The organism is Methylobacterium sp. E-041 (genome assembly GCF_022829665.1).
Lineage (GTDB): Bacteria > Pseudomonadota > Alphaproteobacteria > Rhizobiales > Beijerinckiaceae > Methylobacterium.
Genome location: NZ_JAKSYQ010000228.1, coordinates 25,719 through 41,330, shown reverse-complemented (window position 1 = coordinate 41,330; position 15,612 = coordinate 25,719). Strand labels below are relative to the sequence as shown.

Genomic DNA, 15,612 nt, shown 5'->3' with positions numbered 1-15,612 from the left:
GAGCACCGATGCAACGAACGAAGAGATTACGAGGAAACGCCATGCGCCACATCATCCGAAAGACCGTCGTCGGCCTCGCCGTCGCGTTGCCCGTGCTGGCCTCGGCCGGCGTCGCCTTCGCGGCGGCCGGCGACGGCGACGCCGAGCGCGCGGCACGCTGGCAGGAGCTGCAGAAGCAGGTGTTCGGCGACCGAAAGGTCGAGCCCGGCAAGCTTGTGTCGATCGACATGCCGGTGCGCGCCGAGGACGCCGCCCTGGTCCCGGTGACGCTCACCGTCGCCGACAAGGACCAGGTGAAGGGGCTGTACCTCATCATCGACGACAACCCGGCACCGCTCGCCGCCCATGTCGACTTCGGGCCGGCCGGCGACCCGGCGCAGCTGAAGATGCGGGTGCGGGTCAACACCTATTCCAACGTCCACGCCGTGGCCGAGACCAAGGACGGGCGCCTCGTCGCGTCCGAGATCTTCGTGAAGGCATCGGGCGGCTGCTCGGCGCCGATGGGGATGACCGACGCGGACGCGATGAAGGGCATGGGCGACATGCGGATGAAGTTCTCAGACCTCACCGCGGACAAGGCGATGCCGGCGACGCTGATGATCCGCCACCCGAACTTTTCCGGCATGCAGATGAACCAGGTTTCGCGCGAGTACACGCCCGCCCGCTACCTCGACCGGATCAGCGTCAGCCAGGGCGCGCGCAACGTCTTCACGCTGGAAGGCGACATCTCGATCTCGTCGAACCCGGTGATCGGCTTCGAGATGCGCCCCGAGGGCAGCGCGCCGATCACGGTCGCGGCCACCGACAGCCAGGGCGGCACGTTCGACCACACCTTCCCGGTGCCGGCCGTCAGCAACTGATCGACGACGACGCGCCCGGCCCGAGCGGGCCGGGCTTTCGCCAACCGGGGATCCGACGCTCATGACACGCCGCCGTACGCTCATCGCCCTCCTCGCCCTCGCGCCGCTGGCCTTCGCCCAGGCGCAGGCCGGGGAGATGAAGCCCTATTCGCAGGAGGCGTTCGACGCCGCGCAGAAGGCCGGCAAGCCGATCCTCGTCGAGGTCAGCGCGCCGTGGTGCCCGATCTGCAAGACGCAGAAGCCGATCCTGGCCAAGCTCAGCGCTGACCCGCGCTTCAAGGACCTGCAGATCTTCGACATCGACTTCGACAGCCAGAAGGACCTGCTGCGCAAGCTCGACGTCCGCATGCAGAGCACGCTGATCGCCTACAAGGGCGCCGTCGAGACCGGCCGCTCGGTCGGCGAGACGCAGCCCGAATGGATCGAGGGGCTGGTCGAGAAGACCCTCTAGGCCGAACGCGATGCTCGTCAGCCTCGGCCTCGCGCTGCTCGCCGGACTGCTCTCGACGCTCTCGCCCTGCGTGCTGCCGCTGCTGCCGCTGGTGCTCGGGGCGGCGGCGTCCGAGCATCGCTACGGGCCGGCGGCGCTGGCGGGCGGGCTGGCCCTGTCGTTCGTGGCGATCGGCCTGTTCGTCGCCACGATCGGCTTCGGTCTCGGGCTCGACGACGACGTGTTCCGCCGCGTCGCCGCGATCCTGCTGATCCTCGTCGGGATCGTCCTGCTGGTGCCGTCGGCGCAGACGCGCCTCGCGGTCGCCGCCGGGCCGGTCGCGAACTGGACCGAGGCGCGCTTCGGCGGGTTCTCCGCCACCGGCCTGTGGGGCCAGTTCGGCGTCGGGCTGCTGCTCGGCGCCGTCTGGAGCCCCTGCGTCGGCCCAACGCTCGGCGCCGCCTCGATCCTGGCCGCGCAGGGACGCGACCTCGGGGCGGTGGGCCTGACGATGCTGGTCTTCGGCATCGGCGCGGCCCTGCCGCTCCTGATCCTCGGCGCCCTCTCGCGATCCGTCCTGATGCGCTGGCGCGACCGGCTGATGCGGGCCGGCAAGGGAATGAAGGCGGCGCTCGGTCTCATCCTCGTCGCCACCGGGCTGGTGATCGTGCTCGGCGCCGACAAGCGGATCGAGGCGGTGCTGGTCGACGCCTCGCCGGATTGGCTGAACGCGCTCACGACGCGCTACTGAACGCGCCGCCTCAGCGCTTGAAGAACGCGTCCGCCGCGCCGAGCGCCGCCTGCTTGGCCGTCCGGGCCGCCTCGAGCCGCCGGATCTCGTCCTGCAGCAGCGCGATCCGGTGATCGATCTCGTCCACCGACAGGGTGTCGAGCCCCTGCCCGATCTCGTGGTGGACCGGGCGCTTTACCCGCTCGTCGTCGTCCCGCATCGCAAAACTCCTCACAAGGCCGGCGTCCCGACGCCGGGCGGCAGGCCGAGATGGCGGGCGACGGTGGCGCCGATGTCGGAGAACGTCGCGCGCCGCCCGAGCGGGCCCGGCGCGATCCCCGGCCCGAAGGCCAGGACCGGCACCTGCTCGCGGGTATGCTCGGTGCCGTGCCAGGTCGGGTCGTTGCCGTGGTCGGCGGTGACGAGGCAGAGGTCGCCCGGGCGAAGCGTCGCCAGGATGTCGGGAACGCGGGCGTCGAACGCTTCCAGCTCGGCGGCGTAGCCCGGCACGTCGCGGCGGTGGCCGTGCTCGCTGTCGAAGTCGACGAGGTTGGCGAAGACCAGCCCGCCCTCGGAGAGGCTTCCGAGCGCATCGAGCGCGGCGTCGAGGCACGCCATGTTGGCGCCCGGCTTGATCTCGCGGCCGGTGGCCCGGTGGGCGAAGATGTCGCCGATCTTGCCGACGCTGACCACGTCGCGGCCCGCGGCCTGGAGGCGGTCGAGCAGGGTGTCGGCCGGCGGCGCGACGGAGAAGTCGCGGCGGTGGCTCGTCCGGCGAAAGCCTGCCTCTGCCGTCCCGGCGAAGGGCCGGGCGATCACCCGGCCGATCCGGTAGGCGTCGCAGAGCTCGCGCGCGATCCGGCACAGGTCGTAGAGGCGCTCCAGGCCGAAGGCGTCCTCGTGGGCCGCGATCTGGAAGACGCTGTCGGCGGACGTGTAGCAGATCGGCCTGCCGGTCCGGACGTGCTCGGCGCCGAGCGCATCGATGATCGCGATGCCGGAGGCGTGGCGGTCGCCGAGGATGCCCGGCAGGTCCCCGAGCCGGATCAGGTCGCGCGTCAGCGCCTCGGGAAAGGCCGGCCGCGTATCCGGGAAGTATCCCCACGGTTCGCGCATGGCGAGGCCGGCGATCTCCCAATGCCCGGACGGCGTGTCCTTGCCGGCCGCGGTCTCGACGGCGTGGCCCCAGGCGCCGGCGAGCGCGCCGGGCGGCGCGAGCCCCGGCGGCATCCGACCCGTGGCGGCCTCGCAGCCGAGGCCGAGGCCGAGGGCGGCCAGATGCGGCAGGCGCAACGGGCCGGAACGTAGGCCGGTGCGGTCGCCCCGCCCCGCGGCGCAGGCCTCGGCGATGTGGCCGACCGTATCGGAGCCGGCGTCGCCGTAGCGTTCGGCGTCCGGCGCGCCGCCGATGCCGACGGAATCGAGGACGATGAGCAGTGCCCGCGCCATCGTCCTAGACCGGCTCGACGTCGGCGACGGTGTCGCTCTTCAGCGCGAAGGCCGCCGAGAACAGGGTGCGGGTGTACGCGGTCTTCGGCCGGGAGAAGATCTCATCGGCCGGTCCCTCTTCCACCACCACGCCGTTCTGCATCACCAGCACGTAGTTCGCGAGCGCGCGCACCACCTTGAGATCGTGGCTGATGAAGAGGTAGGCGAGGCCGCGAGTGCGCTGCAGGTCGCGCAGCAAGGTCACGATCTGCGACTGCACCGAGCGGTCGAGCGCGGAGGTCGGCTCGTCGAGGACGACGAAGCGGGGGTCGAGCACCATCGCCCGGGCGATGGCGATGCGCTGGCGCTGGCCGCCGGAGAACTCGTGCGGGTAGCGGTCCATCGCCGCCGGATCGAGCCCGACATTGGTGAGCGCCTGCGCGACGATGGCGCGATGCTCGCGCTTCGGCACGCCCTGCACCACCAGCCCCTCGGCGACGATGTCGGCCACCGACATCCGCGGCGAGAGCGAGCCGTAGGGGTCCTGGAAGACCACCTGCATGTCCTTGCGCAGGGGCCGCATCGCCGCGACGCCGTAGGTCTCGATGTCGCGCCCGAGGAAGACGATCGGCCCCTCCGACGCCGTCAGCCGTAGCAGCGCGAGGCCCAACGTGGTCTTGCCCGAGCCGGATTCGCCGACGACGCCGACGGTCTCGCCGGCACGGACCCGCAGGGCGACGCCGTCGACCGCCTTGACGTAGCCGGCGGTGCGCCGGAGCCAGCCCTCCTTGAGCGGAAACCACACCTTCAGCGGGCCGGCCTCGACCAGCGCCTCGGCATCCGCCGCGACCGGGTTGCCCCGGCCCTTCGGCTCGGAGGCGATCAGGCGCTGCGTGTACGCGTGCTGCGGGTCGGCGAACACCGCGGCGACCGGGCCGGCCTCGACGATCCGACCGTTCAGCATCACGCAGACCCGCGCGGCGATGCGCTCGACGATGCCGAGGTCGTGGGTGATGAACAGCATCGCCATGCCGAGCCGCTTCTGCAGGTCGGCCAGCAGCGAGAGGATCTGCGCCTGCACCGTCACGTCGAGCGCCGTGGTCGGCTCGTCCGCGACGAGCAGATCCGGCTCGCAGGCGAGCGCCATCGCGATCATCACCCGCTGGCGCTGGCCGCCGGACAATTCGTGCGGATAGGCGCCCATGCGGCGCGCGGCATCGCGCAGGCCGACCAGCTCCAGCAATTCGAGGATGCGCGCCCGCGCCGCCTTGCCGGACAGGCCGCGGTGCAATCCCAGAACCTCGCCGATCTGCCGCTCGATGGTGTGGAGCGGGTTCAGCGAGGTCATCGGCTCCTGGAACACCATGGTGATGTCGGCGCCGCGGACCTTGCGCATCGCGCGCTCCGGCAGGGCGAGCAGGTCGCGCCCCTTGAACACGATCCGCCCGCCCGGATGGTGGGCGGCGCCGTCGAGGAGCCGCAGGATCGAGAGCGCGGTGACCGACTTGCCCGATCCCGACTCGCCGACCAGCGCCACGGTCTCGCCCGGCAGGATCGTGAACGACACGCCATCGACGGCGCGGCTCTCGCCTTCGCGCGATCGGAAGGCGACCGAGAGATCCTCGACGGAAAGCAGCGGCTCGGGCATCAATCGCGTTCGTTCCGGGGCAGGTGCGGTCTCTATAGCGCGGCGGCGGCCCGACGGCGAACCACCCGGGGGCCAACAGGGGGGCGGCATGTCGGCAGAGACCTTCGCGGCGACGATCCGTGCGGCGCTGGGCAGCGCGCCGGGCACCGAGGCGTTGACGATCACCGGGACGGGGACCCTGCCTTCGGCCTTTCCGGTCACCGACCTCGCCGCCGGCTCCGTCGCCGCGGCGGGGCTGGCGATCGCCGACCTCGTCGGCACCGTCGGCGCGACGCCGGCCGTCTCGGTCGACCGCCGCCTCGCCTCGCTGTGGTTCCGCACCTCGCTCCGCCCGATCGGATGGGCGCTGCCGGACCTGTGGGACCCGGTGGCGGGCGACTACCGCACCCGCGACGGCTGGATCCGGCTCCACACCAACGCGCCGCATCACCGCGCGGCGGCCGAGCGCGTGCTCGGCGCGCAAGCCGACCGCGCGGGCATGGCGGCCGCCGTCGCCGGCTGGGACAAATCCGATCTGGAGGCGGCGATCGTGGCGGAGGGCGGCTGCGCGGCCGAGATGCGCTCGGTCGAGGTTTGGGATGCGCATCCGCAGGGGGCGGCGGTCGCGGCCGAGCCGCTCGTCGCCTTCGATCCCGGCGCGGCGGCCCGCTCCAGTTGGAAGCCCGAACCCGCGCGGCCGCTCGCGGGCCTGCGCGTCCTCGATCTGACGCGGGTGCTCGCCGGGCCGGTGGCGACCCGGTTCCTGGCCGGCTTCGGCGCCGAGGTCCTGCGGATCGACCCGCCGGGCTGGAACGAGCCCGGCGTCGAAGTCCATATGACGCTGGGCAAGCGATGCGCCCGGCTCGACCTTCGCCGCGAGGCCGACCGCAACCGGTTCGAGGCGCTGCTCACCGGCGCCGACATCCTCGTGCACGGCTACCGGCCCGAAGCGCTCGACCGCCTCGGCTACGGCGCCGCGGCACGGCGTGCCCTGTCGCCCGGGCTGATCGACGTCAGCCTCGACGCCTACGGCTGGACCGGCCCTTGTGCCGGACGCCGCGGCTTCGACAGCCTGGTGCAGATGAGCTGCGGCATCGCCGAGGCCGGGCAGGCGTGGCGGAACGCCGACCGGCCGGTGCCGCTGCCCGTCCAGGCCCTCGACCACGCCACCGGCTACCTTCTGGCCGCCGCCGCGATCCGCCTCCTTGAGCGACGTTTGCGCGACGGGCGTGCCGGCGCGGCGCGCCTTTCGCTGGCCCGGACGGCGCGGCTGCTCCTCGACGCCGAGCGGACGGGCTCGATGGAGGCGTTCGCGCCGGAAGCCGACGACGACTTCGATGCCGGCGTCGAGGCGACGCCGTGGGGCCCGGCCCATCGCCTGCGCCCGCCCCTGGCGGTCGCCGGCGCGCCGGTCCGATGGTCCCTCCCCGCGCGCCGCCTCGGCACCGACCGCCCCGCCTGGACGTGACGCGGCGGATTGATCGCCGGTTGCAGGGCGCTAGAACGGTGCACGTGGGATGGATCGGTCTTGCGGCGCACGGCGCCCGCGACCGCAAGGGGCACGATCGCGAGGCATGACCGTTCCCATTCGTGGCGTGAGGTGTTTCCAGATAGCCCCTCGTTCAGCACCCTTCCCTCCCCCCTCTGCGGGGGAGGGTGGCCCGCGCAGCGGGTCGGGAGAGGGGAGCGCCGCATCCGGCACTGTCGCTCCCCTCTCCCGACCCTCGCTGACGCGAGGCCCACCCTCCCCCGCAGAGGGGGGAGGGAAACGCGCGTGTTCGGAGCGGTATCACACCAGCATTCTTGATTATGCCTGGTGCAACGCATGGGCTCGCATCGCCGGAGGGCTGCTCAAATCCCCTCGGCATCGCGCCGCCTTCGCCCTCCTGGCGACCACCCTCCTCCTCGCCACGCCCGCACACGCCGTCCCCTCCGACGGCGCCACCGAGACCGTCGAGCAGGCGTTGTGCCGACTGATCGAGGGATCGGCGCGGGCGCGCGGGCTGCCGGTGCCGTTCCTGACGCGATTGATCTGGCGCGAGAGCGCGTTCCGCGTCGGCGTGGTCAGCCCGGTCGGGGCGCAGGGCGTCGCCCAGTTCATGCCCGGCACGGCGCGCGAGCGCGGGCTGGCCGATCCGTTCGACCCCGAGCAGGCGATCCCGCATGCCGCCCACCTGCTGGCCGACCTGAAGCGGCAGTTCGGCAATCTCGGCCTGGCGGCGGCCGCCTACAACGGCGGCCCGGGCCGGGTGACGAGCTGGCTTGCCGGCAGCGGCGGCCTGCCCGCCGAGACCCGCGCCTACGTGCTCGCGATCACCGGCGCGCCCGCCGAGGACTGGCGCGGCGGCGCATCCCGGATCGAGATGGGGCCGCCGGAAGGGGGCGAGGCCAAGAGCACTGACGCCAAGAGCGCTGAGGCCAAGAGCGCCGAGACCAAGCCGGGCGAGGCCAAACCCGGCGGGACGAAGCCCGCGGACGCCCGGGTGCCCGCGTCGGCGAAGGCCGAGACCGCACCCGAGCCGGCGCAGACCTGCCTTCAGGTCACGGCCGCCTTGCGCATCCCGTCGCGCGGCGACCGCTTCGCCATCGGCGCCAACGAAGGGCCGGCCGCGCCGTGGGGCATCCAGCTCGCCGGCAACTTCTCGAAATCGCTGGCGCTGGCGACCTTCTCCCGGGCGCGCGCCACGTACGCCAAGGTGGTCGGCGAGGTCCGCCCGATGATCATCGGCACGCGCCTGCGCAATCGCGGCACCCGCGCGTTCTACCGCATCCGCATCCCGGCCGAGAGCCGGCAGGCGGCCGACGGGCTGTGCGGCCGGATCCGCAGCGTCGGCGGCGCCTGCATCGTGCTGCGCACCTGACGCGTCGACGGAGTTCGGCGCGATCCGGTCATGAATCCGCCCCGAGCCGCATGCATCTGGCCTTCGCGGCCCAATCGGACATCGAATGACACGAATCCTCACGGCTCTCGCCAGCCTGGCATGCCTCGCGCTCGCCGCAATCGGCATCGCCGCCTGCTCGCCGCTCGCCCTGTTCGATGCGATCGGCCCGCGGGATTCCGGCGGCCGGCAGGTGCTGCGGGACGAGCCGTTCGGCGAGGGCCCGCGGCGTCGCCTCGACGTCTACGCGCCCGTGAACGCGCCCGAAAACGCGCCGGTGCTGGTGTTCTTCTACGGCGGCTCCTGGCAGAACGGCTCGAAGGCGGATTACGCCTTCGTCGGACAGGCGCTCGCCGCGCAGGGCTTCGTCACCGTGCTGCCGGACTACCGGCTCTATCCCGAGGCGCCCTTCCCCGGCTTCCTCGAGGACGGCGCAGCCGCCGTCGCCTGGGTCCGCGACAACATCGCAACCTATGGCGGCGACCCGCGCCGCATCGTGCTCGCCGGGCACTCGGCCGGTGCCTACAACGCGGTGATGCTCGGCCTCGACACCCGCTACCTCAAGGCGGCCGGGGTCGACCCGAAGGTGATCCGTGCGGTCGCCGGCCTGTCCGGCCCCTACGACTTCCTGCCGTTCGACCAGGACACCTCGCGCAAGGTGTTCGGCCAGGCGCCGGACCCGCGCGCAACTCAGCCGGTGACCTTCGCCGGCCCGAGCGCGCCGCCGGCCTTCCTCGCGACCGGCGCCGACGACACGATCGTCCGCCCGCGCAACACCCAGAGCCTCGCCGAGACGCTGCGCAACGCCCGCGTGCCGGTGCAGGAGCGGATCTATTCCGGGCTCGACCACGCCGACACCCTGCTCGCGCTCTCCGTCACCTTCCGCTCGAAGGCGCCGGAGCTCGCCGAGATGGCGGCCTTCCTCCGGACGCAGGCGGCGAGCCGGCAATCGATGACGATCGGGCGGCGCTGATCGCTCCGTCAAGGTTACCCGCGATCGGATGAGACCGCGGGCAGGTTCGGGGCGACGGCGTGTTCCGTCCGGACTATGATGGTGCGCAGTTCCAGACCGCGGATGGCCGGTGAGGGCGGGTTCGTGTCAGCGGCGCACGGCATCAGGGCTGAGGCGGCCGTCAGGCGGTCGCGATCGCTGCCGGGACGCGACATCCCGGACGCCGTCCGCCTGCCGTTCGTCACCGTCGTGCTGATCCTGCTCTGGAACCATCTCTGGTTCAGCGACCTCGCCAACCGCAGCCTCCTGAGCGACCCGGAAACCGGCAGCCTCTTCACCCAGGCGCTGTTCGTCATCCTCGGCACGGCGATGCTGATGGTGCTCGGGCGGCTCGGCTTCGCCAGGCTGCGCCCCCTCGCCTCCTGGCCGCTCCTGCTGCTCGGCGGCTGGCTCGGCATCACCACCCTCCTCTCCACCGACCCGATGCTGTCGATCCGCCGGATCGTGCTGTTCGGCATCGTCGCGCTGCTCGCCGCCGGCGTTCTCGTGGTCGCGCGCAACGGGCGCCAGTTCGCCACCGCGCTGGCGCTCGCCGCCGGCATCGTGCTGGCCGCGAGCTATCTCGGCGTCGCGCTCGTCCCCAACCTCACCATCCACTCGGCCTTCGACGTCACCGGCGAGTACAACCACATCGGCCTGTGGCGCGGGATCTTCACCCACAAGAACGAGGCCGGCTCGGCGATGTCGATGATCGCGGTCTGCGGCCTCTACGTCGCCGCCGTGCTGCACCGGGGCCTGGGCTGGACCATCACGGCGGGGGCGCTGGTCTTCATGGTCTTCGCCGGCTCGAAGACGCCGCTGGCCGTGCTGCCCCTCGTCCTGCTGGTCTCGGTCCTGTGCAGCCGTCTGCGCGGGGGGACGATGCGCGGGCTGCTGCTGGTCGGCCCGGTGGCGCTGCTGATCGTCGCGACCATCGGTTCGGTGCTGCTGCCGCCGATCCGAACGGTGCTGGACGCGATCATTCCCGACGCGACCTTCACTGCGCGCAACGAGATCTGGGCCTTCGCGATCGAGCACGTCGTCGTGCACCCGATCCGCGGCTGGGGCTACGGCGCCTTCTGGCTGACCGACCGCACCGTCTACGGCGGCGGCGCCGACCCGGGCTCGGACTGGGTGCAGACCGCGACGCAGGCGCACAACTCCTTCCTCGACGCCGCACTGATCATGGGCTTGCCCGGCGCGCTGCTGCTCCTGAACGCTCTCGTCGTGGCCCCGATCCGCGACCTGCAGCGGGCCAGCGCCGGGCGGCTGCTCGACGCTCAGACGCTGTTCTTCCTGCGCATCTGGATGCTGGCGGTGATCTCGGCCTCGTTCGAGAACGTGCTGCTGAACGCCAACACCGTCCTGTGCGGCATGACCATGCTCGCGGTGTTCGGCCTGCGCCTGCGCACCGCCTACCGCCCGGTCGCCTGACCCGAACGCGACGGCGGCGGTCGCGGCCCGGGACAGGCGGGGCGCGACGCCCTATGTCGATGGGATGATCGATTTCCAGACCGTCGGCGACCTCTGCAACGCCCACCACATCGCCGAGGAGGAGGTCGACGCCGCGGTGGCCGCCTACCTCGCCGACCCGCTGCCGCCGATCTTCGTGTTCCGGCAGGGCTATCGGCTGAACCTGATGAAGGCGGTGCGCAACCACCAGGGCGCACGGGTCTTCATGGAGCGCGAGGATGTCGGCATCGCGCTGAAGCGCCCGTTCGTCCGCGCGGCGATCCTGCAGGCGCGGCCGAAGGGCTGAGCGATCACGCTCAGTCCGGCAGCGCGAACACCACCAGCGCGTCGCCGGTGCCGAAGCCGGAAGCCTTGGTGAAGGACGAGCCGCCGGCCGCCACCGCGACGTACTGCTTCCCGTCGAGGCTGTAGGTAATCGCCGGGCCGCTGATGCCGGCGCCGCACTGGAACCGCCACAGGATCTCGCCGGTGCCGGCATCGTGCGCGTCGAGATGGCCGTCCTCCTCGCCGGAGAAGACCAGGCCGCCCGCCGTCGCCAGCGTGCCGCCGGCAAGCCGGCTCTCGGACCTCACCGACCAGGCGATCGTGCCGCCCTTGGCGAGGTCGACCGCCGTGAGCGTGCTGAAGCTCGGCTCGCCCTTCGCCTCGCCGGTCTCGGTGTAGCGGATCTCCGGCCGTCCGGGGCCGCCGGGCACGGTCTTGACGGTGTAGGTGGTCGCCCCGTGGCGGACCTGTGCGAAGGCGAGGCCGCTTGCGGCATCGTAGGCCGTCGGCGGCCAGGACACGGCGCCGAGGGGTCCCGGCGCGACCACGGTGCCTTCCGCGGTCGGGGGAGCGAACAGGTTCTTCTGCGCGATCAGCGGGGCCGAGCGCTCGATCAGCCGGCCCGTGGCGCGGTCGTGGACGTAGATCCAGCCGGTCTTGCTGGCGGAGGCGACCGCCTGCACCGGGCCGTCCTTCCCGTTCAGGTCGAGCAGGAACGGCGGGCTCGCCACGTCGTAGCCCCACTCGTCGTGCGGCACCTGCTGATAGTACCAGCGCAGCGCGCCGGTTTTCGCGTCGAGCGCCACGAGGCTCATCGTGTAGAGGTTGTCGCCCGGCCGCGAGAGCCCGAAATTCTGCGGCGCCGGGTTGCCGGTGCCGAGGTAGATCAGGCCGAGATCCGGGTCGAAGGCCGGGGTCATCCAGAGCGATCCGCCGCCGACCCGCCATGCCTCTCGGTTGGCCGGCGCTGCCGCCTTCTCGGCGGCGACGTCGCGATGCAGCGGGACGCCGTCGGCGGTGGTCTCGACGTATCCGCCCTCCCAGCCGTCGGCCTTGGTGACGTACCAGCGCCAGCGCTCTTCGCCGGTCTTCGCGTCGTAGGCGGCGAGCCACCCGCGGCGCCCGTAGCCGCCCTCGATCCCGACGACCGAGCCGCCGTCGAGGCCGCCCTTCTCGTCCTCGACATGGAGCCCGTAGCCGGCGCCGCTCACCCCGACGATGACGAGACCGTCGGCGACGAGCGGCGGCATCTTGAAGCCGAGGCGGCTCGAGCCTTGCACCGGCTTGCCGCCGAGCTGCGCCGTCAGCCCCGATGCGGTCTCGGACTCGCCTTCCTCCGGGCGCACCGCCTCGTGGTCCCACACGACCTTTCCGGACTTGGCGTCGAGCGCGATCACCCGCCCGTCCATCGTCGCCTGGAACACGAGGCCGCCGGAGACGGCGACGCCGCGGTTCGAGGGCGGCCCGAAGATCTTCTCGGTGCGCGGCTTGTGGGTGTAGGTCCACAGCACCCGGCCGGACTTCGCGTCGAGCGCCGCGACGTTGTTCTGCGTGGTCGAGAGGTAGAGCGCGCCGTCGACCATCACCGGCTGGGCCTGGAAGTAGCCGGTCACCCCGGTCTGGAACATCCAGGCCGGCCGGAGCCGCCCGACGTTGCTCCGGTCGATCGCCGAGAGATCGGAGAAATTCCGGTTGGAATGGTCGTGCCCGAAGGTCCGCCACTCGCCGGCGGGCTCGGCGGCCCGCGCCGGCAGGGCGAGCGCAAGGAGCGCCACGGCGGCAACGGTCGATGTCGTCCTCGATGAACGCGGCACGCCGGCTTCCTCCCGCTCGGCGCGCAGGGCCGAGATGATTTCTTCTGGTTGCAGCCGGTAAGCGTTATCCCGCGAACTGTCGAACCGGACGAACGTCGCCGGCGCATCGATCCGCGGCCGCACCGGATCTCGGAGGGCGTTCCCTCAATGCCCCGCCGGCGCGTCGCCGCCGCGCTCGACCCGCTTGAGGATCATCGCCAGCGGCACCGCCGAAGCCGAGACGAGGCAGAGCGCCCAGAACACGTCGATGTAGGCGAAGAACGCCGTCTGCGTCGCGAGCTGCTGCCCGATCCAGGCGGTGGCCTGCCCCTGCGCGTCGACGCCGGGAGTGCCGTGCACCGTGAAGTACTGCGTCGCCTGCCGCATGGTCTCCTGGTAGGCCGGGCTCGTGGTGGTGACGCTCTCCGACAGCCGGCTCTGATGGAACTGGCTGCGATAGGCCAGGATGTTCTGCGCCAGCGACACGCCCATCGACCCGCCGACGTTGCGGGCGACGTTGATCAAGGCCGAGGCCTGGTCGGTCTGCGACTTCTCGATGCCCTCGTACGAGGCGGCGGTGATCGAGATGAAGATCATCGGCAGGCCGATGCCGATGTAGATCCGCGACCAGGCGAAGAACCAGAACGTGGAATCGCCGTAGATCCGGGTCAGGTCGTACATCGCCAGCGCGACGATCGTCGCGCCGGTGGCGATCAGCCATTTCGGCTGGAAGTAGCCGGACACCTGCCCGATCACCAGCATCATCGCCACGGTGACGAGGCCGCCGGGCGCCAGCACGAGCCCCGAGATGGTGGCGGTGTAGCCGTAATAGTCCTGCGTGATCTGCGGGATGAACTGCGTCGTCGCGATCAGGATCGCGCCGGTGGCGAGCATGACCAGGAAGCACGAGCCGAACTGGCGCTTGCCGAGAAGGCGCAGGTCGACGGCCGGGTTCTTCGCCCTCAGAAGCCACGGGATCATTGCGACGAACGACACCACGGCGAGAACACCGAAGACCTGGATCAGCGGCGAGCCGAACCAGTCCTTGCGCTGGCCCTCGTCAAGGCAGATCTCGAGCGAGCCGAGGAAGGTCGCCACCAGGAGGAAGCCGACGACGTCGAACCGGATGCCCTTCTTCCGCAGCGCCTTGCGCTCCTTCACCGCGGCTTCGGAATCTTCCAGGAGCCACCACATCAGCGCCAGCGCGATCACGCCCACGGGGCCGTTGATCAGGAAGCACCAGTGCCAGGAGACGTTGTCGGACAGCCAGCCGCCGAGCGTCGGGCCGACGACCGGCGCGACGACGATCGCGAGCCCGTAGAGCGCGAAGGCTTGGCCCCGCTTGGCGGGGGGGAACGAGTCGGCGAGGATCGACTGCGCCAGGGGCGCCATGCCGCCGCCGCCGAGCCCCTGGATCACGCGGAACACCAGCAGCGAGTTCAGGTCCCAGGCGAAGCCGCAGGCGATCGAGGCGACAGTGAACAGCGCGACGCTGGCGATGAAGAACGCCTTGCGGCCGTAGCGCTTGGCCAGGAAGCTCGACGCGGTGAGCGCGATCGCGTTGGCGACGAGGTAGCTCGTGACCACCCACGCCGCCTCGTCCGGCCCGACGGCGAGCCCGCCCGAGATGTAGCGGAGCGCGACGTTGGCGATGGTGGTGTCGAGCACCTCCATGAAGGTCGCGAGCGCGACCACGAGCGCCACCGCCCACGGGCTGTGGCCGCCCGCGGTGCGCGGCAGGCCGCCCGACGTCGCCTTCGCTTTTCCCGCATCCTTGCCGCCGGCCTTGCGCGAACCGCCGCCCGCCGCGGCGGCCCCGGCGCTCATCGCACCCGCACCGTCGGCACGATCGACATGCCGGGGCCGATCGACACGTCCTGCGGCCACTCGTCGACGACGATCTTCACCGGCACGCGCTGCACCACCTTCACGTAGTTGCCGGTGGCGTTCTGCGCCGGCAGCAGGCTGAAGGCGGTGCCCGAGCCGGGCTGCACCGAGGCGACCTTCCCGGTGATCTTGCGGTCGGGATAGGCGTCGATCTCGATCCTCACCGACTGGCCCGGGCGCATGTCGGTGATCTGCGTCTCCTTGTAGTTGGCGACGACCCACTTCTCGTCGGGCACGAACATCGCCAGCGATTGGCCGGCCTGGGCGTACTGCCCGACCGCGCCGGTGAGCTGCACGACCCGGCCCGGCTGCGCCGCCGTCACCGTCGTGTAGCCGAGGTTGAGCACGGCCTGCGCCGCCTGCGCATCGGCGTTGGCGAGGCTGGCCTCGGCCGATGCCCGCTGCGCCTGGAGCGAGCCGATCTGCTTCTGCGCCTGCACCACGCTGGCGTTCGCGCTCGTCAGCGCGGCCTGGCGCTGCTCGAGGGTCGAAGTCGAGGATTGCGATTGCTGCACGGTGCCGGCACCGCGGCTGGCGAGATCCTTGTAGCGGGCGGCATCCGCCTTCGCGAAGTCGAGCGCCGCCTGGTTCTGCGTCACCTGCGCCTTGGCGACGTCGATCTGCGCCCTCTGCGCCTCGACCTGCGCGTCGACGTTCTGGATCGACGCCTTGGCCGACGCGATCTGAGCCTGGGCCTGCTCGAGGGCGACCTGGTAATCGCGCCGGTCGATCTGGAACAGGGTCGCGCCGGTGTCGACGTGCTGGTTGTCGGTGACCGAGAGCGCGACGACGTAGCCGGACACCTTCGGCGCGATCGAGAACTGGCGCGCGTCGACGAACGCGTCGTCGGTGGATTCGTAAGGGTGCAGGTAGATCTGCCAGTAGAAGAACCCGGCGATCCCAAGGAGCACGATCGCGATCCCGCCGAGGACGAACCACCACGGATGGCGCTTGAGGATACCCGGCCGGTTCTCGTCATCCTCGCCCTCGGACGACGCGTCCTGATCGGGCTCGGCCTTGCTCTCGTCGGCCTCGTCGCCCGCGGGAGGATCCTTCTCCTGCGGCTTGAGATCGATGATGTCGCGTCGGTCGGGCGCCTCCCGGTCGTCGGGGCGCATCTGCGGGTCCAGGGCCGTCGCCTGGCGCTGATCGTCTAGCATCGAAAAGAAACCGCCTGCGCCCGCGCCGAACACTGCCGAAGCGGCCGGAGCGAACGAATAACCCGCCTCACCGACTAAAAAGGCGATGCG

At 71.5% G+C, this 15,612-nt stretch carries 14 protein-coding genes; 8 read left to right on the top strand and 6 right to left on the bottom strand.

Annotated elements, in window-relative coordinates; all coding sequences use genetic code 11:
* The first annotated feature begins 41 nt into the window (after positions 1–41).
* From MKK70_RS20715 to MKK70_RS20705, 3 genes are all read left to right on the top strand, one after another.
* Entirely contained in the window at positions 42–860 is an 819-nt protein-coding gene (locus tag MKK70_RS20715) for a quinoprotein dehydrogenase-associated SoxYZ-like carrier (RefSeq protein ID WP_243949606.1), read from the top strand.
* Between the two features lie 61 nt (positions 861–921).
* Entirely contained in the window at positions 922–1,311 is a 390-nt protein-coding gene (locus tag MKK70_RS20710) for a thioredoxin family protein (protein ID WP_147727472.1), read from the top strand.
* 10 nt (positions 1,312–1,321) lie between these two features.
* Positions 1,322–2,041, top strand: coding sequence for a cytochrome c biogenesis CcdA family protein (locus MKK70_RS20705; RefSeq protein ID WP_243949605.1), 720 nt, complete (start codon positions 1,322–1,324; stop codon positions 2,039–2,041).
* Positions 2,042–2,051: 10 nt separating this feature from the next.
* On the opposite strand, the gene MKK70_RS20700 is transcribed toward MKK70_RS20705, so the two are convergent.
* The 3 genes from MKK70_RS20700 to MKK70_RS20690 are packed head-to-tail and all read right to left on the bottom strand — an operon-like array spanning position 2,052 to position 5,096.
* Positions 2,052–2,240, bottom strand: a complete 189-nt coding sequence (locus MKK70_RS20700) for a DUF1192 domain-containing protein (protein ID WP_147842954.1) — start codon at positions 2,238–2,240, stop codon at positions 2,052–2,054.
* An 11-nt stretch (positions 2,241–2,251) separates the two neighbouring features.
* Positions 2,252–3,469 (bottom strand): phosphopentomutase, encoded by a 1,218-nt coding sequence (locus tag MKK70_RS20695; protein WP_243935405.1) that lies wholly within the window; start codon positions 3,467–3,469, stop codon positions 2,252–2,254.
* A 4-nt stretch (positions 3,470–3,473) separates the two neighbouring features.
* On the bottom strand, positions 3,474–5,096 hold the full coding sequence (locus MKK70_RS20690; protein WP_243949604.1) for an ABC transporter ATP-binding protein: 1,623 nt from the start codon (positions 5,094–5,096) through the stop codon (positions 3,474–3,476).
* An 88-nt stretch (positions 5,097–5,184) separates the two neighbouring features.
* Here MKK70_RS20690 and MKK70_RS20685 point away from each other — a divergent pair, with 88 nt between their 5' ends.
* From MKK70_RS20685 to MKK70_RS20665, 5 genes are all read left to right on the top strand, one after another.
* Entirely contained in the window at positions 5,185–6,543 is a 1,359-nt protein-coding gene (locus MKK70_RS20685) for a CoA transferase (RefSeq protein ID WP_243949603.1), read from the top strand.
* A gap of 379 nt (positions 6,544–6,922) precedes the next feature.
* The gene (locus tag MKK70_RS20680; protein WP_409568308.1) at positions 6,923–7,936 is read left to right on the top strand and encodes a transglycosylase SLT domain-containing protein; all 1,014 of its coding nucleotides are present in this window, start codon (positions 6,923–6,925) and stop codon (positions 7,934–7,936) included.
* A gap of 85 nt (positions 7,937–8,021) precedes the next feature.
* Positions 8,022–8,927 carry an alpha/beta hydrolase gene (locus MKK70_RS20675; RefSeq protein ID WP_243949602.1) on the top strand — a complete coding sequence of 302 codons (906 nt, stop codon included), beginning with the start codon at positions 8,022–8,024 and terminating at the stop codon, positions 8,925–8,927.
* 123 nt (positions 8,928–9,050) lie between these two features.
* Positions 9,051–10,379, top strand: coding sequence for an O-antigen ligase family protein (locus MKK70_RS20670; RefSeq protein ID WP_243949601.1), 1,329 nt, complete (start codon positions 9,051–9,053; stop codon positions 10,377–10,379).
* Positions 10,380–10,443: 64 nt separating this feature from the next.
* Complete coding sequence (locus MKK70_RS20665; RefSeq protein WP_147727069.1) at positions 10,444–10,704, top strand: hypothetical protein; 261 nt, start codon at positions 10,444–10,446, stop codon at positions 10,702–10,704.
* 10 nt (positions 10,705–10,714) lie between these two features.
* On the opposite strand, the gene MKK70_RS20660 is transcribed toward MKK70_RS20665, so the two are convergent.
* From MKK70_RS20660 to MKK70_RS20650, 3 genes are all read right to left on the bottom strand, one after another.
* Positions 10,715–12,457 carry a pyrroloquinoline quinone-dependent dehydrogenase gene (locus MKK70_RS20660; protein WP_409568304.1) on the bottom strand — a complete coding sequence of 581 codons (1,743 nt, stop codon included), beginning with the start codon at positions 12,455–12,457 and terminating at the stop codon, positions 10,715–10,717.
* 183 nt (positions 12,458–12,640) lie between these two features.
* Positions 12,641–14,302, bottom strand: a complete 1,662-nt coding sequence (locus MKK70_RS20655) for a DHA2 family efflux MFS transporter permease subunit (protein WP_243949600.1) — start codon at positions 14,300–14,302, stop codon at positions 12,641–12,643.
* On the bottom strand, positions 14,299–15,522 hold the full coding sequence (locus tag MKK70_RS20650) for an HlyD family secretion protein (RefSeq protein WP_243949598.1): 1,224 nt from the start codon (positions 15,520–15,522) through the stop codon (positions 14,299–14,301). Before MKK70_RS20650 ends, MKK70_RS20655 begins: the two co-directional genes overlap by 4 nt.
* Positions 15,523–15,612: the final 90 nt, after the last annotated feature.